At 52.5% G+C, this 21775-nt stretch carries 21 protein-coding genes; 14 read left to right on the top strand and 7 right to left on the bottom strand.

Annotation, left to right across the window (positions count from 1 at the left end):
* Nucleotides 1-3: 3 nt before the first annotated feature.
* Nucleotides 4-1188: a TolC family protein gene (locus Q0110_RS00645; RefSeq protein ID WP_297900762.1), complete on the top strand. Its 1185-nt coding sequence runs from the start codon at nt 4-6 to the stop codon at nt 1186-1188.
* A 90-nt stretch (nt 1189-1278) separates the two neighbouring features.
* Here the strand turns inward: Q0110_RS00645 and Q0110_RS00640 are convergent, their stop codons facing one another.
* A complete protein-coding gene (locus Q0110_RS00640; protein ID WP_297900760.1) occupies nt 1279-2226 on the bottom strand; it encodes a nitronate monooxygenase in 948 nt (315 codons plus the stop codon).
* A gap of 283 nt (nt 2227-2509) precedes the next feature.
* Here Q0110_RS00640 and Q0110_RS00635 point away from each other — a divergent pair, with 283 nt between their 5' ends.
* The 7 genes from Q0110_RS00635 to Q0110_RS00605 all read left to right on the top strand — a co-directional run bounded on the left by Q0110_RS00635 (nt 2510) and on the right by Q0110_RS00605 (nt 11183).
* Nucleotides 2510-2689: a hypothetical protein gene (locus Q0110_RS00635; RefSeq protein WP_297900757.1), complete on the top strand. Its 180-nt coding sequence runs from the start codon at nt 2510-2512 to the stop codon at nt 2687-2689.
* A gap of 168 nt (nt 2690-2857) precedes the next feature.
* On the top strand, nt 2858-4978 hold the full coding sequence (locus Q0110_RS00630) for a M3 family metallopeptidase (protein WP_297900754.1): 2121 nt from the start codon (nt 2858-2860) through the stop codon (nt 4976-4978).
* Between the two features lie 38 nt (nt 4979-5016).
* On the top strand, nt 5017-7176 hold the full coding sequence (locus Q0110_RS00625; RefSeq protein ID WP_297900751.1) for a M3 family metallopeptidase: 2160 nt from the start codon (nt 5017-5019) through the stop codon (nt 7174-7176).
* 214 nt (nt 7177-7390) lie between these two features.
* The gene (locus tag Q0110_RS00620) at nt 7391-8326 is read left to right on the top strand and encodes a site-specific integrase (RefSeq protein WP_297900748.1); all 936 of its coding nucleotides are present in this window, start codon (nt 7391-7393) and stop codon (nt 8324-8326) included.
* A 553-nt stretch (nt 8327-8879) separates the two neighbouring features.
* Nucleotides 8880-9983, top strand: coding sequence for a transcriptional regulator (locus Q0110_RS00615; protein ID WP_297901354.1), 1104 nt, complete (start codon nt 8880-8882; stop codon nt 9981-9983).
* A 49-nt stretch (nt 9984-10032) separates the two neighbouring features.
* A complete protein-coding gene (locus tag Q0110_RS00610; RefSeq protein ID WP_297900745.1) occupies nt 10033-10443 on the top strand; it encodes a hypothetical protein in 411 nt (136 codons plus the stop codon).
* A gap of 83 nt (nt 10444-10526) precedes the next feature.
* Complete coding sequence (locus Q0110_RS00605) at nt 10527-11183, top strand: sugar transferase (protein WP_297900742.1); 657 nt, start codon at nt 10527-10529, stop codon at nt 11181-11183.
* Between the two features lie 32 nt (nt 11184-11215).
* Here the strand turns inward: Q0110_RS00605 and Q0110_RS00600 are convergent, their stop codons facing one another.
* From Q0110_RS00600 to Q0110_RS00575, 6 genes are all read right to left on the bottom strand, one after another.
* Nucleotides 11216-11662, bottom strand: coding sequence for an N-acetylmuramoyl-L-alanine amidase (locus Q0110_RS00600; RefSeq protein WP_297900741.1), 447 nt, complete (start codon nt 11660-11662; stop codon nt 11216-11218).
* A complete protein-coding gene (locus Q0110_RS00595; RefSeq protein ID WP_158593844.1) occupies nt 11659-11754 on the bottom strand; it encodes a smalltalk protein in 96 nt (31 codons plus the stop codon). Before Q0110_RS00595 ends, Q0110_RS00600 begins: the two co-directional genes overlap by 4 nt.
* A 535-nt stretch (nt 11755-12289) precedes the next feature.
* Nucleotides 12290-12751, bottom strand: a complete 462-nt coding sequence (locus Q0110_RS00590; protein ID WP_297900734.1) for an HU family DNA-binding protein — start codon at nt 12749-12751, stop codon at nt 12290-12292.
* A gap of 609 nt (nt 12752-13360) precedes the next feature.
* Entirely contained in the window at nt 13361-13567 is a 207-nt protein-coding gene (locus tag Q0110_RS00585; protein ID WP_297900731.1) for a DUF4248 domain-containing protein, read from the bottom strand.
* A gap of 105 nt (nt 13568-13672) precedes the next feature.
* Nucleotides 13673-15499 carry a DUF3987 domain-containing protein gene (locus Q0110_RS00580; RefSeq protein ID WP_297900729.1) on the bottom strand — a complete coding sequence of 609 codons (1827 nt, stop codon included), beginning with the start codon at nt 15497-15499 and terminating at the stop codon, nt 13673-13675.
* Between the two features lie 159 nt (nt 15500-15658).
* On the bottom strand, nt 15659-16219 hold the full coding sequence (locus Q0110_RS00575) for a BT4734/BF3469 family protein (protein ID WP_297900726.1): 561 nt from the start codon (nt 16217-16219) through the stop codon (nt 15659-15661).
* 181 nt (nt 16220-16400) lie between these two features.
* Here Q0110_RS00575 and Q0110_RS00570 point away from each other — a divergent pair, with 181 nt between their 5' ends.
* Genes Q0110_RS00570 through Q0110_RS00545 form a run of 6 tightly spaced genes read left to right on the top strand, consistent with a single transcriptional unit; the run spans nt 16401 to nt 21770 of the window.
* Complete coding sequence (locus Q0110_RS00570; RefSeq protein WP_297900723.1) at nt 16401-16868, top strand: hypothetical protein; 468 nt, start codon at nt 16401-16403, stop codon at nt 16866-16868.
* Between the two features lie 27 nt (nt 16869-16895).
* Nucleotides 16896-18422, top strand: coding sequence for an oligosaccharide flippase family protein (locus Q0110_RS00565; protein ID WP_297900720.1), 1527 nt, complete (start codon nt 16896-16898; stop codon nt 18420-18422).
* Nucleotides 18419-18844: an acyltransferase gene (locus Q0110_RS00560; RefSeq protein ID WP_297900717.1), complete on the top strand. Its 426-nt coding sequence runs from the start codon at nt 18419-18421 to the stop codon at nt 18842-18844. The genes Q0110_RS00565 and Q0110_RS00560 overlap by 4 nt, the downstream gene beginning before the upstream one ends.
* 8 nt (nt 18845-18852) lie before the next feature.
* Nucleotides 18853-19398 (top strand): acyltransferase family protein, encoded by a 546-nt coding sequence (locus Q0110_RS00555; protein ID WP_366139625.1) that lies wholly within the window; start codon nt 18853-18855, stop codon nt 19396-19398.
* 5 nt (nt 19399-19403) lie between these two features.
* Complete coding sequence (locus Q0110_RS00550; RefSeq protein WP_297900714.1) at nt 19404-20651, top strand: Coenzyme F420 hydrogenase/dehydrogenase, beta subunit C-terminal domain; 1248 nt, start codon at nt 19404-19406, stop codon at nt 20649-20651.
* A 12-nt stretch (nt 20652-20663) separates the two neighbouring features.
* Complete coding sequence (locus tag Q0110_RS00545; protein WP_297900711.1) at nt 20664-21770, top strand: polysaccharide pyruvyl transferase family protein; 1107 nt, start codon at nt 20664-20666, stop codon at nt 21768-21770.
* Nucleotides 21771-21775: the final 5 nt, after the last annotated feature.

Here is a 21775-nt window from a genome sequence, read left to right as displayed (position 1 = left end):
TTTATGAAATCATATATTATAGTCGCCGCCTTGTCTTTACTGGCAGGCGGCCTTTCCGCCCAGACTTCCATAGAGGACGTGCTTCGAAGCGTAGAGGCGAACAACAAGGATCTGCAGGCGAATAGCCAGTTGATCCAATCGCAAAAACTGGAGGCGAGGCTGGATAATAACCTGCCGGACCCGTCGGTCTCTTATTCACATTTCTGGGGGAATAAAGAGGGGATGGGCTTCTCCGGTGAGTTTGTCGCTTCCCAAAGCTTCGACTTCCCGTCCGTATATGTCCAGAAGCATAAGCTCACAAAGGCGAAGTTCGCGGGTCTGGACCGTCAGGGAATGGCTTTTCGCCAGCAGATCTTGTTGCAGGTGAAAGAGATCTGTTTGGATTTGGTGCTGCTGAACCAGCAAAAGGGCCTTTTGGAGACCCGTCTCAAGAACGCCGAGCAGCTTTCCGCTTTTTACGCGACCCGTCTGGAAAAGGGCAACGCGAACATCCTTGAGACGAACAAGATCGATCTGGAATTGTTGAACGCCCGGACAGAGGCCCGGATGAACGAGACCGCTCGTCTGGCTAAGTTGAAGGAACTGGCTACACTGAATGGTGGTATCGCTATCGAGTTTACCGATACGGCCTATGCCTTACCGGAGAAGGAGGTGCTTTCCTTCGACGAGCTGAGGACGGAGGCGATGCAGGCCGACCCGCAATTACAGACCTTGCGGGGCGACCAGGCGACAGCCCTCCGGCAATTGAGCGTGAGCAAGGCGAAAGGCTTGCCTAGTTTCGAGTTGGGGTATCGTATGAATCCTTCCTCGGGTGGAGAGCGTTTCAATGGTTTCTTGGTAGGGATCAGCATCCCGTTGTTCTCGAACCGTAATAGCGTGAAACAGGCGAAAGCCCAGACCCGTTACACGGAGATGCAGTTGGAGAGCGCCTCTTTCACGGTAGAGAATAGTTTGCGGCAGTTATACGACCAGTCCGTCTCCTTGAAAAGATCTATCGATGAGTATAAGGACGTGCTGGAAAGACAGAATAACCTGGCTTTGTTGAACAAGGCTATACAGGCCGGGCAAATCTCCATGATCGAGTATTTCGTGGATGTGACCACGTATTACCAAAGCGTGCAAAACTACCTGCAATTGCAAAACCAATACCAAAAGGTGATGGCGCAATTGTATAAGTACAAATTGTAAATGAGGTTCGATAGGTTATAAATAAGATCCGATAGGTCTCTCGGCCGGAGACCTATCGGATTTTCTATCGATATAGGGATAATACGCGGGTTATTCGAAATGATTGTATTTGATGTTCTCGAGAGATAGGTTGAAATCCCGGATCAACTCTTTCATCACCTCTTCTACGGATGTTTCCTCCCAGAATAAAGACGCTACTTGTCCGATCTCCAGCTCGCCTTCCTTCAGGTCGCCCTCAAAGATACCTTTCTTGGCACGTCCCTTGCCTAATAGCTCGCGTAGTTCTTCCGCGGACGCTCCCCGGGCTTCCGCTTCTTCCACTGCCGTAGCGAAATCGCCTTTCACCAGACGGGTGGGAGACAGTTTCTTTAATAATAACTTCGTATCGCCTTCCTTCAGGTTCAAGCATAATCTCTTGAAATTCTCGTGTGCCGAGCTTTCTTGGGTCAAGGCGAAACGAGTGCCTATCTGCACGCCGTCGGCCCCTAGAGCGAATGCCGCCAGCATCGCGGGGCCGTTTCCGATACCTCCCGCTGCCAAAAGCGGGAGAGAGGTCGCTTTCCGGACGGCGGGGATCAGGCACATCGTGGTTGTCTCCTCCCGTCCGTTGTGTCCTCCGGCCTCGAAGCCTTCGGCAACGATGGCATCCACTCCGGCTTCCTCGCATTTGGTGGCGAATTTGGAGCTGCTTACCACATGAGCCACTGTCATGCCTTGATCCTTCAAATACTTTGTCCATGTTTTCGGGTTGCCTGCGGAGGTGAATACGATCCTCACCTTTTCCTCCACCAATATCCGCATCAGGGTATCGATTTCCGGATACATCAGCGGTACGTTCACGCCGAAAGGCTTGTCGGTCGCCGCCTCGCATTTCCGGATATGTTCCCGCAGCACTTCCGGATGCATGGAACCTGCCCCGATCAGCCCTAACCCTCCCGCGTTACTAACCGCGGAAGCCAGCCGCCAACCGCTACACCAAACCATCCCCCCTTGTATAATGGGATACTGAATACCAAAAAGACTACAAATTCGATTCATGTTTATTTTGTTTTACTAATAAAACCTCTTTCCTGTTGCATAGGTTCTCTACCGGCTTCTCATCCATCTCGGCAGTCGTCTTGTAAGTGGCGACTCCTTCATGGAAGTCGTATATTATTGACGTATAGCGCAAATTTATTCTTTTATTCGGACTAATCAAAGAATGGGGGTGAAAATGACGTGTATGGTGGGGGAAGCGCTGGTATCGGCATATCGGCTTTGGTAAACAATTTCCTTGCCAGCGTTGTTGAATAGGCATATAACTTTAAAATGTAAGAGAGATATGCCAGAGAAAATAATGAAAACATTGTGGGACGAGAGTGATGAGCTTCATGATGAGACGATGTCTACCAATTCCGTGCTGTCGGACGATTATACATCCGATGACATTCAAGATTTGCAAGAGACCATAGAGAACGAGAACATAGAAGACGGTATAGAGAGTGACTCGATTGAGCATTGAGCGCGAACATATCCGGTTCCCCGAAGGGAAAATCCCCCTCCGGGGAACCGCTTTACGGATGAATTGTGAAAATCTTTTTCCGGGTTTTAAATAATAACAATTTGAATATAGAATTGTAACGCAAAACTTCGTTATCTTTGTCCATTGTAATTCTAATAAAACAATGGCATGAATAAAACGCTTATGGCCGCAGGTTTAGCGGTTATTTTGGGAGCATGTTCCTCCTCAAAGAAAAGCGATGTAGCGGAAGGCGCTACACCCAATCCGTTTTTCACGGAGTATACGACACCGTTCGGGGTGCCTCCGTTTGACCAAATAGAGGTGGCTCATTACAAGCCCGCCCTTTTGAAAGGCATGGAAGAGCAATCGAAGGAGATCGAGGCGATCGTGGCAAACCCGGATGCCCCGACATTCGAGAATACGATCGTGGCCTTGGACCGAAGCGGCGAGTTGCTTACAAAGGTAATGTATGCTTTCGGCGGTCAATCCAGTGTGAATACCACGGACGAGATCCAAGAGCTCGAACGTGAGCTTTATCCCCTTTTATCCAAGCACTCGGATGATATCAGCTTAAACCCCAAGCTTTTCGCACGGGTAAAATCCGTTTACGACAATAAGGCCGGCTTCAACCTGGATAAGGAGCAGATGAAATTGCTGGAAGAGACCTATAAAGGTTTCGTGCGAGGCGGGGCCAACCTCCCGGAAGATAAGCAGGCGACACTGCGTGAGCTGAACGAGAAAATATCCATGCTCGAGCTTACTTTCGGGCAGAATACCTTGAAAGAGACCAACGCTTTCCAATTAGTGATCGATAAGGAAGAAGACTTGTCCGGCCTGCCGGCAGACGTGATCGTCAAGGCGGCGCAAACGGCCAAGGAGAATGGCCTGGACGGTAAATGGGTCTTTACCCTTCATAACCCGAGTGTGATGCCTTTCCTTCAATACGCCGATAAGCGCGATTTGCGCGAGAAGATCTTCAAGGCGTATACGAGCCGTGGCAACAATAATAACGAGAATGATAATAAAGAGGTGGTCAAGCAACTGATCGCCGCCCGCCTGGAGAAGGCCCGGTTGATGGGATATGAGGATTATGCCGCTTTCGTATTGGAAGAGAATATGGCGAAGAACGAGAAGAACGTGTACGACCTGCTCGATAAGATCTGGCCGTCGGCCTTGGCGAAAGCGAAAGAGGAATTGGCAGATATCAACGCCGAGATCAAGAAGGAAGGCGGCGATTTCGAGGCCGAGGGCTGGGACTGGCGTTATTATTTCGAGAAAGCCAAGAAAGCGAAATATAACCTGGACGAGAACGAGATGCGCCCGTATTTCGAGCTGGGGCATGTACGTGAGGGTATCTTCTATGTCGCCAATAAGCTATACGGTGTCACCTTTACCGAGATCAAGGACATCCCGAAGCCGGACCCCGACGCTCTCGCTTTCGAGTGCAAGGATAAGGATGGCACGCATCTGGGCGTTTTGTATATGGACTTCTTTACCCGTCCGGGCAAAGGGGGAGGAGCGTGGTGCGGCGGCTACCGCTCGCAAACGTATAAAGACGGCAAGCGAGTGGCCCCGGTGGTTACCACCGTGTTTAATTTCAGCAAACCTGCGGATGGGCAACCGGCGCTCCTGACGGCAGACGAGACCGAGACCGTATTCCACGAGTTCGGACATGCCTTGCACGGCTTGTTCTGCGACGTTCATTATTATGGAGTGGCAGACGTGCCTCGTGACTTCGTGGAGCTGCCCTCGCAAGTGGACGAGCATTGGGCCGTGGAGCCGGAGGTACTGAAAGTATACGCCAAGCATTACCAGACCGGCGAGGTCATCCCCCAAGCCCTTGTAGACAAGATGATCAAGAGCGGCAAGTACGGGCAAGGTTTCGCTACGACCGAGTATCTGGCGGCCTCTTACCTGGACATGGACTATCACGTGCTGAAAGAAATCCCCGCCGGTTTGGATATCGAGAAATTCGAGGCGAAGGTATTGGGCGATCGCGGCTTGATCCGTCAGATACCCTCTCGCTACCGCACCACTTATTTCGGGCATACGATGGAAGGCGGGTACACCGCCGGTTATTACAGCTATATCTGGGCCGAGGTGTTGGATTGCGATGCTTTCCAGGCTTATAAGGAGACCGGGGATATCTTCAACCCGGAGGTCGCCTCCAGATTCCGCGAATACGTGCTGACGCCGGGCGGCATCGACGACGCTATGGATATGTACGTGAATTTCCGCGGCAAACAACCGGGTATCGATCCGTTGCTGGAGAACCGGGGCTTGAAGTGAGAAAGACAATTTATAAATCATAATCATAAGTCATCAAGATGAAACATTTAATTATGGCAGCAGGATTAGCCGTTATGCTTACTGCCTGCGGTACTTCCGAGAAGAAGGCCGTAGAGGGGGAGAATCCGTTCTTCGCGGAATATACGACCCCGTTTGGAGTTCCACCTTTTGATCAGATCAAGTTCGAGCATTACAAACCGGCCCTATTGCGAGGCATGGAAGAGGGACGTAAGGAGATCGAGGCGATCGTGAGTAACCCGGATGCCCCGACATTCGAGAATACGATTGTCGCCTTGGACGGGCAAGGTGCGTTGCTCCGGAAGGTGCAGATCGTTTTCGGTGGGCAGAACAGTGTCAATACGAACGATGAGATGCAGGCGTTGAGCCGTGAGATGTCGCCGCTATTATCAAAGTATAATGATGATATCAACCTGAACGCGAAGTTATTCGCTCGTGTGAAGGCCGTGTACGATAAGAAGGATGAGCTGGGTCTCGACAAGGAGCAAATGAAGCTGTTGGAGGAGACTTATAAGGACTTCGTCCGGGGAGGCGCCAACCTTTCCGCGGAGGATCAGGCGAAGTTGCGCGAGTTGAATAGCAAGATCTCTATGTTGCAGCTTACCTTCGGGCAGAATATGCTGAAAGAGACCAACGCTTTCAAGCTGGTGATCGATAAGGAGGAAGACCTTTCCGGCCTGCCCCAGACCTTGATCGCCAATGCTGCCCAGGCCGCCAAGGATGCCGGCATGGAAGGCAAATGGGTCTTTACCTTGCAGAACCCTAGCGTGATGCCGTTCTTGCAATATTCCGATAAGCGGGAGTTGCGCGAGAAGATGTTCAACGCTTATATCAACCGGGGTAATAACAATAACGAGAACGATAACAAGGAGGTGGTCCGCGATTTGGTTGCCGCCCGTTTGGCGAAAGCGAAATTGATGGGCTATGATGATTACGCCTCTTTCGTGCTGGAGGATCGTATGGCGAAAAGCTCGGATAAGGTCTATCAGTTGCTAGACGAGGTATGGAAACCTGCCTTGGCGAAAGCGAAAGAGGAGTTGGCCGATATCAACGCCGAGATCAAGAAGGAAGGCGGCGATTTCGAGGCCGAGGGCTGGGACTGGCGTTATTATTTCGAGAAGGCCAAGAAAGCGAAGTTCAACTTAGACGAGAATGAGGTTCGTCCTTACCTGAAGCTGGATAATGTGCGAGAGGGCGCTTTCTACGTGGCTAATAAGCTGTATGGCATCACGTTCACCCCTATCCGCGACATCCCGTTGCCTTATCCGGAAGCGCAGGCCTTCGAGTGCAAGGACAAGGACGGCTCCCACTTGGGCGTTATTTACTTCGACTTCTTCCCCCGTGCCAGCAAGCGCGGAGGGGCGTGGTGCGGCTCTTACCGCCCGCAAGCCTATAAGGATGGCAAGCGTGTGGCTCCGGTCGTGACGATCGTTTGTAACTTTAGCCAGCCGGCGCCGGGGCAACCTGCGTTGTTGAGCGCGGACGAGGCCACTACGTTGTTCCATGAGTTCGGTCATGGCCTGCATGGTTTGTTCCGCGACGTGCGTTATTCCGGAGTATCCGGCGTTCCCCGTGATTTCGTGGAGTTGCCTTCGCAGATCATGGAGCATTGGGTATTCGAGCCGGAGGTATTGAAGGTATACGCCAAGCATTACCAGACGGGAGAGGTGATCCCCGCCGAGTTGATCGAGAAGCTGGACAAGAGTGGCAAGTACGGGCAAGGTTTCGCTACGACCGAGTATCTGGCGGCTTCTTTCCTGGATATGGATTTCCATGCGATCGGCGGTGACGCGGCAGACAAGAAGGTGATCAAGTTCGTAGACCAGGCGAATAACGTACCGGCCAACCTGAACGTGATGGACTTCGAGCAACAGACCTTGGGCCGCCGTGGCTTGCCCAGGCAAATCCCTTCCCGTTACCGCACGACTTACTTCAACCATACGATGGGAGGCGGCTACACCGCCGGCTACTATAGCTACATCTGGGCCGAGGTATTGGATTGCGACGCTTTCGAGGCATTCAAGGAAACCGGCGATATCTTCAACCAGGAATGCGCCGATAAGTTCCGTAAATATGTCTTGACACCGGGCGGTATCGACGACGCTATGGATATGTACAAGAACTTCCGAGGCAAGGAACCGGGCACGGACCCGTTGCTGAAGAATAGAGGATTGAAATAAGATTCGGTTTAAGAACAGGAAAAGTCTATGGTCGCTCCGGTGGCCATAGACTTTTTTTTTATCGGGGGATATCGGTTCGCCGGATGGTCGTTCTCCACCGGGCAAGCCGTGAAAGGCCGGCCGTTATATCAGGATTTCATATTTTTTAATATTGTATCCTTCATCCAAGTCCGTGTCGTGTTTGTTGATTTATGGATTATAAAATAGTGATGTTATGGAGAAAAAGGATTTAGTAGAAGGAATGAGGTTATATATCCGCGAGCTACGTGCGGATGGACGTTTTTCTACGGCGAAGAGTTACCAGGATGCGTTGAACTCGTTCGTGCGGTTTTGTGGATCGGAGGAGGTTCCCTATATCTATCTTAACAAGGAGAACCTTCGGCGTTACCAAGGTTTTTTGTTGGACAGGGGATGTGCGTGGAACACGGTATCGACCTATATGCGTCGGCTCCGTTGCGTGTACAACATAGCGGTGGAGGAGGGCCTGGCCCCCTATGTCCCTTATTTGTTCAAGGGGATTTTCACGGGGATAGAGAGCAAACGTAAAAAGGCGTTGCCTAGGGATGTGCTACGTTCTTTGATGACCGTTCCGCTCAGCGATCCGAGACTGGTGAAGACACGGCAGGCGTTGTGCCTGATGTTTCAGTTTTGCGGCATGGCCTTCGTGGATTTCGCCCATCTGAGGAAGGAGAATATCCGAGACGGTGTCTTGCGGTATAAACGCCAGAAGACGGGTACTTCGATGCTGATCGAGATACAATCCGCCGCATGGGAGCTGCTGAGGGAACTGTCGAGTGGCACAGGTAAGGACTCGCCTTATTTATTCCCCTACCTGAGAGGGATGAAGACCGGGAGAGAGGCCCATAAGGAATATATTTCCGCCTTGGCCCATTTCAACCGGGATCTGAAGGAATTGGCAAAAGCTTGCGGCGTGACCAGCCCGGTCACATCTTACACGATCCGTCACTCTTTCGCCACGACCTTGAAAAATCTGGATATTCCAATCGAGGTAATTAGCGAGCTATTGGGTCATAAATCCATCAAGACCACGCAAATCTACCTGAAGAGTTTCTCATTGGAAAAAATGGCGGCAGTGAATAAGATCTGTTTTGAAAGTGTATATAACAATTATATACCACAAGTCGGGTAGATATAAAATAGGCTACTTGGAGAGTAGCATATCTTTCATGGCGCAAATGTAGTAAAAAATCACTAAAAACTAACAAATAAAAGGATTTGTTTATATTTCTCTCGTGTTTGGTTCTTTGTTATCTTAAATTTCCTCTTTTTATCCCTAATGTATAGACATGACGATATTGGTGAAACGTTCCCTGTTTCAGAGACCATCTCACCATGCCTCATAACTCGTGCGTATATTTTTGTAGAGACGGGGCGTGCCCCGTCTCATCCCCTCAAAATGGTATTTTAAATTACTGTCAGACGGTGGGAGACGGAGCACGCTCCGTCTCTACAACTGGGTGATAACCTTTTTTCCACCTTTTATGCTACTCTCCAAGTAGCATCATGTGGGCTACTCTCCAAGTAGCCTAAGATTTCGGGGGATGGTGATTTTCGGTAATGCCATGTCGTGAAATATAAGGTGTTGTTTATCAAGATATTATGGGTAGGTCTTGATAGGGCTCCGAATTACCTGGAGGTTATTTGGGAGGATGGTATAAGCTTTAGAAAAAAGAATCATGGAGATAGATATACTGACAAGCAAATGCTCGGAGAAAGTCCTGGCCCATGTCCGTAAGAGACGTGGCCAGGAGGCCGTCCGCTGGTACGTGCTCACGCTTCCTACCGCCGGTGGCGGGCGTGACAAGATCAGCCCCTCCAAGGGGTTGCGCGCGGAGATTCTGCGACGTGAGCGCCGGGGAGAACCGTTGTTCGACTTTTTCGCCCCCTCCTACGTCGAGGCCAGGAAGATAGGCGGCAAGATGGTCAACACGAAACGTCCCCTGCTGTACAACTACGTGTTCGTCCACGCCTCGGAAGACGAGATCTTCCGCTTGAAGCGTACGCTTCCCCTGTACAATTTCCTCCCCCGGATATCCGACGGGGAGTTCTCGCATTACCCCTACCTCTCCGATCAGGAGATGGAAAGCCTGCGCTGGGTAGCCTCCTCTTACTCCAACGAGCTTCCGGTATACGTGCCGGATAGCGGTCGCCTGCTGAGAGGCGACCGTGTCCGTATCACCTCCGGCCCGATGGTAGGCATGGAAGCCGAGGTGGTGATCCAGCCGGGCGGCGGCCATAAAGACGTGATGGTACGTATACTGGATTGCATGTGGGTCCCCTTGTTCGAGGTCCGGCGTGGCGAGTACGAGCTGATCGGGCTGAACACAAGGGGCAAGCACGTCTATACCCACCTCGACAACGACCGTATCTCCACGGGTCTTCACGAGGCCCTGGGCCGCCAGCGTACCTCCGGCGACATACGCGAAGAAGACACCCTCCTGGCCCGTGAGGTATTGGCCGGCTACGCCTCCCTGTGCCCTACGACCGACGTGATGCGCTGCAAGGTATACTCCATGCTGCTCTCGGCCTACAAGCTGCTGGGCGAGGAGGACGAGTTCGAGCGTCTGCTCTCGACGGTACGGGGCATGCTTCCGCTGGTGAACGCTACGCAATCCCGGGCGTTGTTGCTGGTCACGCTCTACGGCTGTACGGACAGCAGCCTCTACCAGCGCCTGGCGCACGAGCTGGTAGACCCTTGGCAAGACGATCCGTCGCCCAAGAAAAGCAAGACGGCCTTGATACAACGCCTATGCGACTACGACCGCTGGTTCGGGCATCAGGGATAAATACGATAGATATCAACAAAAGAAATAATGGATAATAAACATGCTGAATATGGATAACAATAAAGAGAAAGAAGATACGATCCCCTCCGGCGTCCGTTTGATAACGCTGCTGAGAGAGCATTTGCGAGAGATCATGGATCGAGAGCACGCGAACCATACCTCCATCCATTTGTACTGCACGGGCCCCTACTGGGTAGCGTTCGAGTACTCGGCCTATCAATTGCACCGTGCCTTCCCGGATAGCGAGACCACGCCGATGTGCCTGTTCGCCTACCCGTTTCCGGTCGTGATGGTCTCCGTGACAGATCGCTCGCTCCGCTCGTACGCCCGTAAACACATCTTGAGGAAAGACGAGACCGACTATAAGCTACTCACCGTACCCGGGCTTCCCTTGGCAGACTACCATGAGTGGCACGCCGGAGAGGTAGAAGGGTTGCCTTTATCGAGAGAAAGAATATGAATGTTTTTTAAGGACAGGAAACACGAAAGATCCTGATACCGGAAAGAAAAGCCGGAAAGAAAAGCCGGAAAGAAAAGTAGATCATGATAAATATAGAGAAAGGAAAAATAGAGAAAGAAGAGCCGGAACGATTCATCCCGGACGGGATGAACACGTTCCAGCGCAATGTAAAAAGGGTAGGAGACTGCCTGTTGGCATTCTTGGCCTTGATCGCCTTCTCCCCCCTGTTCCTGCTATGCTATATCGCCGTAAAGCGAGAAGACAGAGGCCCGGCTATCTTTAGGCAAGAGCGTGTCGGTCGTTTCGGCCGTCCGTTCAACATCTACAAGTTCCGTAGCATGCGCCTGGACGCCGAGAAACTCGGTCCGGCCCTTTACAAAGGCGGGGCAGACCCCCGGATGACCCATATCGGCAAATTCCTCCGCGAGCATCACCTGGACGAGTTGCCCCAGCTATGGAACGTATTCATCGGCGACATGTCCTTCATCGGCCCCCGTCCCGAGCGCAAGTTCTACATCGACCAGATCATGGAGCGAGACCCCCGTTACCGCTACCTCTACCAGATCCGTCCGGGCGTAACCTCTTACGCCACGCTCTACAACGGCTATACGGACACGGTAGAGAAGATGCTCCGTCGCCTCCGCTACGACCTCTTCTACCTGGAACACCGCTCCTGGCTATTCGATTTCAAGATCCTGGTGAAAACCTTCCTGAGCATAACGTTCGGCAAGAAATTCTAGATAATAACCCTACGAACAGGAAAACTCCGGAATCAGATCTCCCCATACTCCTCCTTAGCGTCGAAACAAGGGCAAGCCTTACGAACGTAAGGGCTAAGCTGGTAATGGCCAAGGATGCGTGCCTCCGGGTAATCCCTCCTGAGTTGCCGTAAGAGATCCATCAAAGTACACCGTTGCGCGTAAGTCCGGGTATCAGCCGGTCGGCCCAGCTCATCCAGTCCACCCTCGTAGCAAATCCCTACGCTCCGGTCGTTCCATCCGGCGGCATGCGCCCCGATCTGGTTGACCGGCCGGCAGCGATGCAGCTCACCATCCCGTGTGATATAGAAATGATACCCTATATCCGCGAACCCCCGTGCCCTATGCGATGAGCGGAGCGCCTCCACAGGAAAATCCCTGTCATAGCGTGTCGCCGAGCAATGAATCACAAGGAGGCGAACCTCCCTGTAATTCTGATAAAAACAATAACCCTTGCTCATAATCCGCAAGCCGTTATGCCAAAAGCCCCCGCAATAGCGGTAGCAACAGCGATAATCACTTTAAGAACAGTACTCCAAACAGATTTCTTCATGATGAATAAGATGAATAAATTACATTAATAACTAAACAAACAATTAGTACCCAGCAAACAATTAACAACACAAATACCCCAAATGATATAAAGCAAGGATATCACGGATGATATAAGCCAAGGATATCACGGATGATATAAGCCAAGAATATCATGGATGATATAAGCCAGGATATCATGGATGATATAGGTCAAGGATATCATGGATGATATAAAGCAAGAATATCATGGATGATATAAGGCAAGAGTATCATGGATGATATAAAGCCAGGATATCATGGATGATATAAAGCAAGGATATCACGGATGATACAAGCCAAGAATACCACGGATGATATAAGAGGAAAGCAACGCTTTCCTAGGGATCGGCCTTAGCGGACGGGCGTAAAGCGGAGAGACCGTAGCGAGCGTGAGGAGCATCCCTGTCTGAGCGAAGCGAGTTGGGGATGCGACAGCGAGCGAAGGTCTCGAAGTAGCCCGTCAGCGTCAGCCTTGACCTTTTGGTTACTTTTGGGTCAAGCCAAAAGTAACATAATCAAACCTCATCAGGCGACTCCGATCCCCCTCCCTCCTCCACAGGAGTACCGTGAACCGTGACCTTCTGGAACAAAGTCCTCTCGCCCAGCAGCGAGTAGCGCCTTGCCCCATTCAAGATCGTATAAGAAGGCGAGAATCCCGGCACGATAGCCCTGATATGCGTCGCCTTCACGTCTGCGGCCGTAGAGATACCCTTCTCCGTGACAAAGCGATTATAGACAGTACCGAACCCCATCATCTCCACCTTGTAACCTTTCTGCAAGTTCTTGATGACATACCTCTGATAGCGGTCTAAGACATTCAACACATCCCCCTTCGTGAGCGACGACTCCTCGGCGATCTGATCGGCGGCATCCTGAGTAGAGAGAGTACCGAAATAAAAAGGAGCCGGTTTATACACCTCCTGTCTAGGATTCGTCTTAGGGATAAAATACTTCCGTACATGAAAAGCTTGTGGCATAAAGATAATTTTTAATGAACAATTAATACTAGAAAACAGATAATCGAAAAAATGAAAAGAGACAATCAGTTGGCCAACGAAACAAAGATAGCCCCCAAGCCAAGGAGCAATGATGCCGGGCGATGCCCGTAGTCCGGAATAATGAATAATTAACAAGAAAAGCGATACCGATACTTGGCTTCCCATATCCTAAACCCCTAGGAACGGGCATTCAAGAAGCCTTATAACGGGCATTCAAAAAGCCTTATGACAGGCATTAAGAAGCCTTATAACAGGTATTAAGAAACCTTATAACAGGCATTCAAGAAACCTTATGACAGGCATTTAAGAAAACTTATAACGGGTATTCAAGAAACCTTATAACAGGCATTTAAGAAACCTTATAACAAGTATTCAAGGAGCCTTATGACAAGCGTTCAGAGAGCCTTATAACACAAGCATTCAAGAAACTTAAGGACAGGTATTCAAGAGGCCTAGGAACGGGCATCCAGGGCATCAAAGGCATCCAAGGAATCCAGGGATTCTAGGAAATCCCTGAAATCCCTGAACAAGCCCCCTAACCCCCCCCCAGCAACGCCTATCCGAAGCAACTCAAGATAAAACCCCCGTTCAAGGTTCCCCAAGGAAACGGACAATCAAGCCAACCTGCCGTGGCGTGAATATACGCTGCTCGGACCGGTAACCCGCCTCCCGCAAGCGATCGTGAAGCTCCGTACACCGGACGATCCAGCGACGTAGGCGATTACAAGCCTGATGAGAAGCCAGTTCCGGAAAATAAAGAACCGCCAAGTCCGACTTTCGTAAAGGTAAAGACATTTGAGCCATGATTTATAAATTATGATTCGTGAAACTTTCAAACTTCCAGACATTCGAGCCACCCTCATACACACACGCGCCATGTACATTATAAAGAGAAAGAGATCACCTATGAGCGGAAACCCGCCCGGCGAAAGCATACTCGCCCCGTCCGTTCCTCTCCAACGTGCCCCGTTCCAGCATCCGCTTGAGGCAAGAATCCAAGGTATCGGCAGAGATATTATTCCTCCCAGCCTCCTCCAAGGCCCTCTGCCGGCTGAAAGCGAGCGGCAAGGCGGCGAAGAGAGCCTCCCGCGGCGTAGCCGGGCGAGAGCGAGGCGCCTCGTCCGACGGAAGCAAATCGAGGATACCCGCCGAATGACGGTAAAGCGGTTCGGCCAGCGAGAGAACCGCCGAGAAATCATCGTCGTCGATGCGCAACTCCAGCGAAGGCACGATACCATCCCGCACGTTCTCCTCCGGTATCCCGGAAGCGGGCGAGATACCCGGGCAACCCAAGATGGAAAAGCGAGCCTCCGGAGCGGAAGCCGAGACAAGGAGACCCTCCGTCGATCGCAAGAAAGCCACCACGGAGGCGATCCGGCAAATATTGATGGCGATCCGGGCCGTAGAGCTTCGCATCGGATTGCCGTGAGAAAGCCCGGCGTGGCCGAAAATACGGGCGAAACAAGTATTGAAACGTTCCTTCTGCCTGTCGGAAAGATGAAACTGGATAGAGTTGACCTCTTTCCGCAGCGGGTCCAGCAAGGCCTTCCACTGCCGGCCCCAGCCGGAGAAAAGGCGGTCCATATCCTCGTCGCCCTGCTCGAACTGATCCGCCCACTCTTCGATAGGCGGCATCTGGTAGAACAACTGGCGGGAAAACAACCCGTTCTCGGCCGAGGGAATAAGAGGCCGTACCTGCGCCGGAGTACCGCTCAACAAGACACCGAGGAAAGAAGCCGGGCACTCCCGGTACTCATGGTTCGTGCGCCGGTTGAAGGCCAGCCGCTCGTGGTCGTGGCATTTACGCAAGGTATCGCTCCAGTGGCCATGCTCGGCCCCGATAGCGGCGCTCACGGTATCGGCCTCGGTCTCGCAGATAAGGCCTATGCCATCGGCCTCGATAAGATTCTCCAGCACGCCGGTTCCCGAGTTGTTGCCAGCGATAAGAAACATCTTCAGGGGCGGCATCTCAGGCTCCGGCGTATCGGCCCTTTTCTTGCCCAGCGAGTCCCACCGGCTCTTCTCCTCCCGGTAAGCCTTGTGCCTCTCCCGGTAGCCCGCCATCATCTCCTCGTGTATCGGCTCGGCCAGGCGGCGTGTCCAGGCGAGCGCCCCCTTTCCGGAGGCGGGCGGGGCCACGATGAAAGTCTGGAGGCAAGGATAGTAGAATTTTCGCCCGTACGATATCCGGACCAGCTTGTTGAGCGTAGCCCCCAGCACGGTGATAGCGCCCAGCAAGAGGATGTCCCGCTGGGCGGTAGTACCGCCCCGGTCTGTCATCCGCTTGAGGAAAACGGGCCAAGGGTAATCCGGGAAGGCCGGTGGAGCGTCCTTCACCACCTCTTCCTCGTTCATATATGTACTCGTATGCGTATGCGTGCGCGTGTGCGAGGAAGGAGCGGAAGTTCGCAAGTTCGCAAGTTTCCCGGCCTCGGCCATAGGCTTGTCCATCTTCACGCCGGCCATTTCCGCCAGGTGGAATACGGAACCCAGCCCGTTCCGTCCGTTTCCCCCTTTAAGGGCATGGTCGTATAACTTATCGGCCTCGGCCGATATATATTTCTCCGACAACCGGCAGATACGATGAAAAGCCGTCCGTCCGGCCTCTCCGCAATCATTGGCGATAGCGAAGGCCAGCGGCATATACTCTTGATAGGTGGGAGCGATGTTGGCCCCCTGCCTCTCGATGGCGGTGACAAGCCGCTCCAAATCAGATAATGAGTTCATAATGGATGAATGATGATTGAATGATAAATAAATAGTGAATAGTAAATGAATAAATAGTGAATGAGCGATGCATGAATGATGCATGAACGATGAATTAGCGATGTCTGAATGACGTATGAATGATGTCTGAATGACGTATGAATGGCATATAACCGCCCATCATCCCCCCAGCTTCGCCGCCGGGTCAAAGCAAAGAAAGCAAGCCCTGGAAAGGTCCGCATTCGTGGTATCCGCTTTCAGGCCGTAACGCCATTCCAGGTACTCCCAGGCAGATCGTACCGCCTCGTCGAAAGCCCCTTTTACGGTTTTCCCCGCGGGCAAGCGATAAGGGATCAGAAGCTTTACCCCCATACCGCTAGGGCTTACGAACGAGAGATCCGGACATAACCGCCCATCGGCCGCGAGCGTGTCCCTCCAGCGAGTAGCCTCCTCCGGCGAGGAGAGATGGTCGATATCGACGACGAACTCGCCCGAAGGCAATAACAAACGTTCCTCCTTGCGGTAGGAGAAGACGCCGGCGGGGGTGACGTAAGGCAACAAGCCCTGCTTCATCCGCCTGAACCGCTTCTCGTCTCCCGCCGCCGCACGTACCTGCCCGGTACGCTCGCGCAGCCACTCGCTGGAGGTGATATAGGCGTGCAGTTGATGGGCACAGACCACCCCGTTCGGAACCTGGTTGGTGATAGGGGCGTTGAAAAAGGAAAAGACTGATTCTTTCATGGATCGGAAGATAAATTGATTATTACGTTGCTACCGGTAAAAGAACGCTTTCCGGCCCGGACGGGCAACAGGGATCGATGAGACAGGTACGAAAACGCGCGTATGATGGATAAAACGAGAAAAAGATACATACCGCCCGGTAAAAGGGGCGATCAATATTAACACTTAAAAGAAAATGGATATGACAGAAAATCAAGAGCGGGTGGAACGGGTATGTTCCATCTACAATATCAATGGAGGTTGCGTGCAGATATTGCCCAATGCCACCATAGCGTTCCAGATAGTCCAGCAGGGCAACGAGGCGGCCGTGCGGACGGAACCCTGTATCACGCCCGCTGAGCCAGGGCTCCGCGAGTCTCCGGCTGCCCCCGCCCAAGAGAGGCCGGCCTCGCTAGCCTTGTTCATCCCCGATGAGAAGGTGCTCCGTGTTTACGAGGCCCGCCTGAAAGCTTGCCCAAGCACGGCCATCCTCTGCCAGACGGTATTGACAGACCTCTTCAACGATGTTCTGGCCGATTACTCCTCGCCCCGCACGCTGGTCAAGAGCCGGGCCTTCATCAGCTCGGTATTGCCGTACCTCACCTTCACGGAGGGGGCGAATATCTCCAGCCTTCGCTACGGGATACGGAAATACGTGCTGGGGGAATGATTTACGATCAAGACGTTCGACCTGATTATGGCAATGAATCAACTTAAGGCGGGAGCCTTCTTATCTTATGTCTCCATCTGCTTGAACATGATGGTGGGGCTTTTGTATACCCCCTACATGCTGCGGATGCTGGGGCGGTCGGAGTATGGGCTGTATTCCCTGGCGGCTTCCGTCATCGCCTACCTGACCGTGCTGGACCTGGGCTTTGGCAACGCCATCGTGCGCTACACGGCCAAGTTCCGCGCGGAAGGGAAGGAGCGGGAGCAGCGGGAGATGTTCGGGATGTTCTTCTCGCTCTACGTGGCGATCGGGCTCGTGGCCGTGGTCGCCGGGGCTTCGCTGGCCTTGAACGCGGACCGGATCTTCTCCGTGAGCATGACCGCCTTGGAGGTACACCGTACCCGCCTCATGTTGTGGCTGATGACGTTCAACCTGGCCTTCACGTTCCCGATGAGCATCTGGGGAAGCATCATGACGGCCTATGAGCGTTTCGTGTTCCAGCGCTTGGTGAGCATCGTCCGGGGGGTGTTGAACCCCGTGGTGATGGTCTTGCTGCTGGTGGTGGGCTACAAGGCGGTGGCGATGGTGGTGGTCACTACCTTGTTCAACGTAGTGACGCTGCTCGTCAACTCTTATTATTGCAGGCGCAAGCTAGGTATCAAGATACGTTTCGGGCATTTCGACCCGGTGTTTCTCAAGGAGGTCTCGGCCTATAGCTTCTGGATATTCCTGAACGCTATAATGGATCGTATCTACTGGAGCACGGGCCAGTTCGTGCTGGGGATGTACAAGGGCACGGCGGCGGTGGCCGTCTACTCCCTGGCGGTACAGTTGACCCAGATGTTCATGCTCTTCTCCACGGCCATCAGCGGCGTGTTCCTCCCGAAGGTCACGGCCATGGTGACCCGCGGGGGAAGCGACCGGGAGATATCGGAGCTGTTTATCCGCACGGGCCGGATACAGTATATCGTGATGTCGTTTATCCTCTCCTCCTTCGTGTTGTTCGGCCGTCCGTTCATCCGGCTGTGGGCCGGCGATGGATACGAGAGGACCTACTACATCTCGTTGCTGTTCTTCTTCTCGTTGCTGATCCCCTTGATACAGAACTTGGGGATCACGATCCTCCAGGCCCGTAACCAGATGCGTTTCCGCTCGGTATGCTACGTGATCATCGCCCTTTGCAGCTTGTCCTTCTCGGCCTATGGCGCCCGCAGATGGGGCGAGATGGGGTGCGCCTACGCCACGGCGGGAGCGTTGCTGCTGGGGCAGGGCCTGGTGATGAATCTCTATTACAGGAGCAGGCAGGGGCTGGACATCTTCCGTTTCTGGCGTGAGATAGGCCGTATGTCGGCGATGCCGGTGCTGCTGGTGGCTCTCGGCCTGTGGGGGATGGATCATTGGGGGATAGACTTGTCTGCCCCCGCGGTGTTCGTCCGCTCGGCGTTTGTCTTTACGGCCCTTTACGCCCTGTCGTTCTGGTTCGTGAGCATGAACGCATATGAGCGTGACCTGTTTGTATCTCCATTCAAGAAAATTAAGAAAAGAAAGACATGAGGTTGGGTTATTACGATTTTTTACGAGGCATCGCTATCCTGATGGTGGTAGCGATCCATACGGGTCCGGCGCATCATTTCGATACGGCGCAGGGGGTATTGTCCGTGGCGGTACGTCAGCTCTTGAATTGCGCGGTTCCCATATTCTTCGCTATATCCGGCTATTTCCTGGCGGCGAAGCGGTTGGATACGAGAGGCGAGGTCTTTGCCTTTTGGCGGCATCAGATCCCCAAGGTCTATGTCCCGGTGTTGGTGTGGTCGCTCCCTTATCTGTTCCTCCATATGCACGCGGGGAAAGACGCCCTGAAAGGCTTGGCGCTGTATTTCGCATGCGGGTATAGCGTTTATTATTTCATAGCCGTGATCGTTCAATATTACCTGCTGGCGCCTTTATTAACAAATGTTAAACGGGGGGGGGGGTAGAAGCAGGTATATTCATCTCGATTCTTTCGATAACGTCAATAACCTATATCATGCAAGTCCGGGGCGTGCCGTTGCCGCTGGTGGTCTACGCCGGTCATTGCGACCTGTGGCTGGCTTTTTTCATGATCGGTATAGCCATGCGTCGTTTTGATGTGCGGTACTCCTTGCGTTGGCCGCTTGTCCTGGTGGCTGTCTCCTGGGTGTGGCAGGTAGCGGAGAGTTATTACCTGTATTCTCTCAATGGCGGGGGCCTCGGAATCAAGCTCTCCTCGTTCGTGTTCTCGGCGGCGGTGTTGTCGGTACTTTTCCACCCGTCGGTAGCGGGCGGTTACAGGGAGGGTTCCCGTTTGGTGACCGGGATACGGAGGCTTGGCCGTATCTCGTTTGGGGTTTATCTGATACATTGTTTCTTTATCCATGCGCTGTCGGCGGTGGGGCTGCGTGAGATGCCGTGGGGCTTGCTCTGGGCGTTGGTGCTGCTGGCCTCTGTCGTGAGCGTCTGGGTGCTCAAGAGGGTATTCCCCCGTTCGTTAAATCAATATTTAGGATTTTAATCATTATGATACGTATTACGAATAAGAGCGACTGTTGCGGTTGTAACGGTTGCGTGCAGTGTTGTCCGGAGTCGTGTATAACGATGTACGAGGATGGTGAGGGTTTCCTGTATCCGGAGGTAGACGAGAGCGCCTGCGTGGATTGCGGGTTGTGCGAGAGGGTATGCCCGGTCGTCCGTCAATCGGCGGAGAGGAAGCCCATGGCCGTTTACGCGGCGAAGGGCGGTAACGAGGAGATCCGTCTCCAAAGCTCCTCCGGCGGTGTCTTTACGGCCTTGGCCGAGGAGGTCATCAAGGAGGGAGGTGTCGTGTTCGGCGCCCGCTTCGACGAGAGCTGGGAAGTGACGCATGATTATACGGAGACGGTAGAGGGCCTCTCCGCTTTCCGGGGAAGCAAGTACGTGCAGAGCCGTATAGAAAGCAGCTTCCGGCAGACGGAGCGTTTCTTGAAGGCGGGGCGCAAGGTGCTATTCTCCGGTACTCCTTGCCAGATAGCGGGCCTGGGGCGTTTCTTGCGGAAAGAGTACGGCAATCTCCTGACGGTGGATATTATCTGCCACGGCGTACCCAGCCCGGGTGTGTGGCGGGAGTATCTGAGGGAGGAGACGGCACGTCTGCTCGGCGAGAAAAACACGTTCTCGTCTCTCCTGGACTTAAACGATAGGGATGCCCGTGTGGAAAGCATCTCGTTTAGGGACAAACGCTTGGGCTGGAAGAGATTTAGTTTCTCTCTCACCCTTTCCGTCCCCGGCAAGCGGGGAGCGAGGAATACGCTCTCTCTTTCCGAGCCTCTGGACAAGAATATTTTCATGCGCGGATTCCTCTCTAACCTGTACCTGCGCCCCAGTTGCTACGCCTGCCCGGCCAAAAGCCTCAAGAGCGGAAGCGACATCACGATCGGCGATTTCTGGGGAATACAGAACATTATACCGGAGATAGACGACGATAAAGGAGTAAGCCTGGCGATGGTAAATACGATAAAAGGCGAGGCCTACCACCGGAAGATCCTCTTGAGTAGCCGCTCCGTGGGCTATGAGGAGGCGCTGCGGTATAATGGGCCTATAGAGAGATCGGTACGGCCGACGAGGAAACGGGAATCCTTTTATTCGGATACGGAGGTAACGCTGGGTAAGAGGATCGAAAGGCTATGCCGTTTGAGCTATGGGCAACGATCGAAAAGAGTGGTAAGCGGTATTCTAGGGAAAAGGGCGAGACGCTTTATTAAGCGGATCTGGTTGTTACGGAATGTTTAATAGGATATAATTATGATGGGTAAGAAAGTAGGGGTAATAACTCATTGGTGGTCCGGGGATAATTACGGACAGAAGTTGCAGGCGTATGCCTTGCAAATCGTGTTAAGGGATCTTGGGTATGATCCTTTCTTGATAAGGTACATTACCGATGGCGGACATCGGGAGTGCTCCGGGGGAATGTGCGCTTTTTATAGTTTGAAGGCTTATGTAAAGTATTGGATAAAACAGGCGCTATTGTTGTTCGATAAAGATAGAAAGAAGGGAATGCGAGAGTTTATCCGCGTCCGGTTGTCGGTAAGCCATAAGTTGTATACTCGTTATTCGATCCTTAAATCTCCTCCAGAGGCAGATTTCTATATCACAGGAAGTGACCAGGTTTGGAACAAGCTCGATGGCTCGTACTTCTTGGATTTTGTTGACAACGGAAGCCCCCGGGTCTCTTATGCCGCTAGTTTCGGAGGTCGTAATTATACGGGGCGAGATGCGGGATGCGTTAAGAGCTGGCTAAAAGATTTCTCAAGTATCTCGGTTCGTGAAAAAGAAGGGCTGATTCTTTGTAACCGGTTAGGCGTGTTAAATCCTAGGCTTGTGCCGGATCCTACCTTGTTGCTGGAAGAGAAGGGGTATAAAAGTTTCTTTACGGGCAACGCTAACCACCGGCCTCCTTATCTCTTTCTGTATCTCTTGGGACATAAATGTGATTTTGACACGAGACTGGTGTATGATTTCGCTAAAAGACATAATCTGGAAGTTGTATACGTGGTTTCTCAAGGAAAACAGGATTCTTTCCCCAAAACATATCCCACGGTACCACAATGGCTGGAGCTTTTGGCGAACGCAAGGTATGTGGTCACGAATTCTTTTCACGGGACGGTCTTTTCGTTGATATTCGAGCGTAATTTCATATCCGTCCCTTTATCCGGGGAAGCGGGGAAAATGAACGACCGCCAGCGAACGTTGTTAGCTCACGCGGATTTAGTACGCCGGTTCACGAATGATTGCGATAGGCTTTTAGAGGACATCTCTTTCATAGAGGTAAAAGGAGCGCTGGAAAAACTGAGGAAAGAGGGGTTGGATTTTCTGAGAAGCAGTCTTGGCGGTGGATCTCCTGCTGTTTAGATCAC

It is taken from the genome of uncultured Parabacteroides sp. (genome assembly GCF_947855115.1).
Classification (GTDB): domain Bacteria; phylum Bacteroidota; class Bacteroidia; order Bacteroidales; family Tannerellaceae; genus Parabacteroides.
The sequence above is the reverse complement of the archived record's forward strand: the minus strand, read 5'-3'. Positions and strand labels throughout refer to the sequence as shown.

Excerpts from the sequence above, each read along its gene's own strand:
- Q0110_RS00645 (WP_297900762.1), top strand. The coding sequence starts at position 4 with ATGAAATCATATATTATAGTCGCCGCCTTGTCTTTACTGGCAGGCGGC.
- Q0110_RS00640 (WP_297900760.1), bottom strand. The coding sequence starts at position 2,226 with ATGAATCGAATTTGTAGTCTTTTTGGTATTCAGTATCCCATTATACAA.
- Q0110_RS00635 (WP_297900757.1), top strand. The coding sequence starts at position 2,510 with ATGCCAGAGAAAATAATGAAAACATTGTGGGACGAGAGTGATGAGCTT.
- Q0110_RS00630 (WP_297900754.1), top strand. The coding sequence starts at position 2,858 with ATGAATAAAACGCTTATGGCCGCAGGTTTAGCGGTTATTTTGGGAGCA.
- Q0110_RS00625 (WP_297900751.1), top strand. The coding sequence starts at position 5,017 with ATGAAACATTTAATTATGGCAGCAGGATTAGCCGTTATGCTTACTGCC.
- Q0110_RS00620 (WP_297900748.1), top strand. The coding sequence starts at position 7,391 with ATGGAGAAAAAGGATTTAGTAGAAGGAATGAGGTTATATATCCGCGAG.
- Q0110_RS00610 (WP_297900745.1), top strand. The coding sequence starts at position 10,033 with ATGGATAACAATAAAGAGAAAGAAGATACGATCCCCTCCGGCGTCCGT.
- Q0110_RS00605 (WP_297900742.1), top strand. The coding sequence starts at position 10,527 with ATGATAAATATAGAGAAAGGAAAAATAGAGAAAGAAGAGCCGGAACGA.
- Q0110_RS00600 (WP_297900741.1), bottom strand. The coding sequence starts at position 11,662 with ATGAGCAAGGGTTATTGTTTTTATCAGAATTACAGGGAGGTTCGCCTC.
- Q0110_RS00595 (WP_158593844.1), bottom strand. The coding sequence starts at position 11,754 with ATGAAGAAATCTGTTTGGAGTACTGTTCTTAAAGTGATTATCGCTGTT.
- Q0110_RS00590 (WP_297900734.1), bottom strand. The coding sequence starts at position 12,751 with ATGCCACAAGCTTTTCATGTACGGAAGTATTTTATCCCTAAGACGAAT.
- Q0110_RS00585 (WP_297900731.1), bottom strand. The coding sequence starts at position 13,567 with ATGTCTTTACCTTTACGAAAGTCGGACTTGGCGGTTCTTTATTTTCCG.
- Q0110_RS00580 (WP_297900729.1), bottom strand. The coding sequence starts at position 15,499 with ATGAACTCATTATCTGATTTGGAGCGGCTTGTCACCGCCATCGAGAGG.
- Q0110_RS00575 (WP_297900726.1), bottom strand. The coding sequence starts at position 16,219 with ATGAAAGAATCAGTCTTTTCCTTTTTCAACGCCCCTATCACCAACCAG.
- Q0110_RS00570 (WP_297900723.1), top strand. The coding sequence starts at position 16,401 with ATGACAGAAAATCAAGAGCGGGTGGAACGGGTATGTTCCATCTACAAT.
- Q0110_RS00565 (WP_297900720.1), top strand. The coding sequence starts at position 16,896 with ATGGCAATGAATCAACTTAAGGCGGGAGCCTTCTTATCTTATGTCTCC.
- Q0110_RS00560 (WP_297900717.1), top strand. The coding sequence starts at position 18,419 with ATGAGGTTGGGTTATTACGATTTTTTACGAGGCATCGCTATCCTGATG.
- Q0110_RS00550 (WP_297900714.1), top strand. The coding sequence starts at position 19,404 with ATGATACGTATTACGAATAAGAGCGACTGTTGCGGTTGTAACGGTTGC.
- Q0110_RS00545 (WP_297900711.1), top strand. The coding sequence starts at position 20,664 with ATGATGGGTAAGAAAGTAGGGGTAATAACTCATTGGTGGTCCGGGGAT.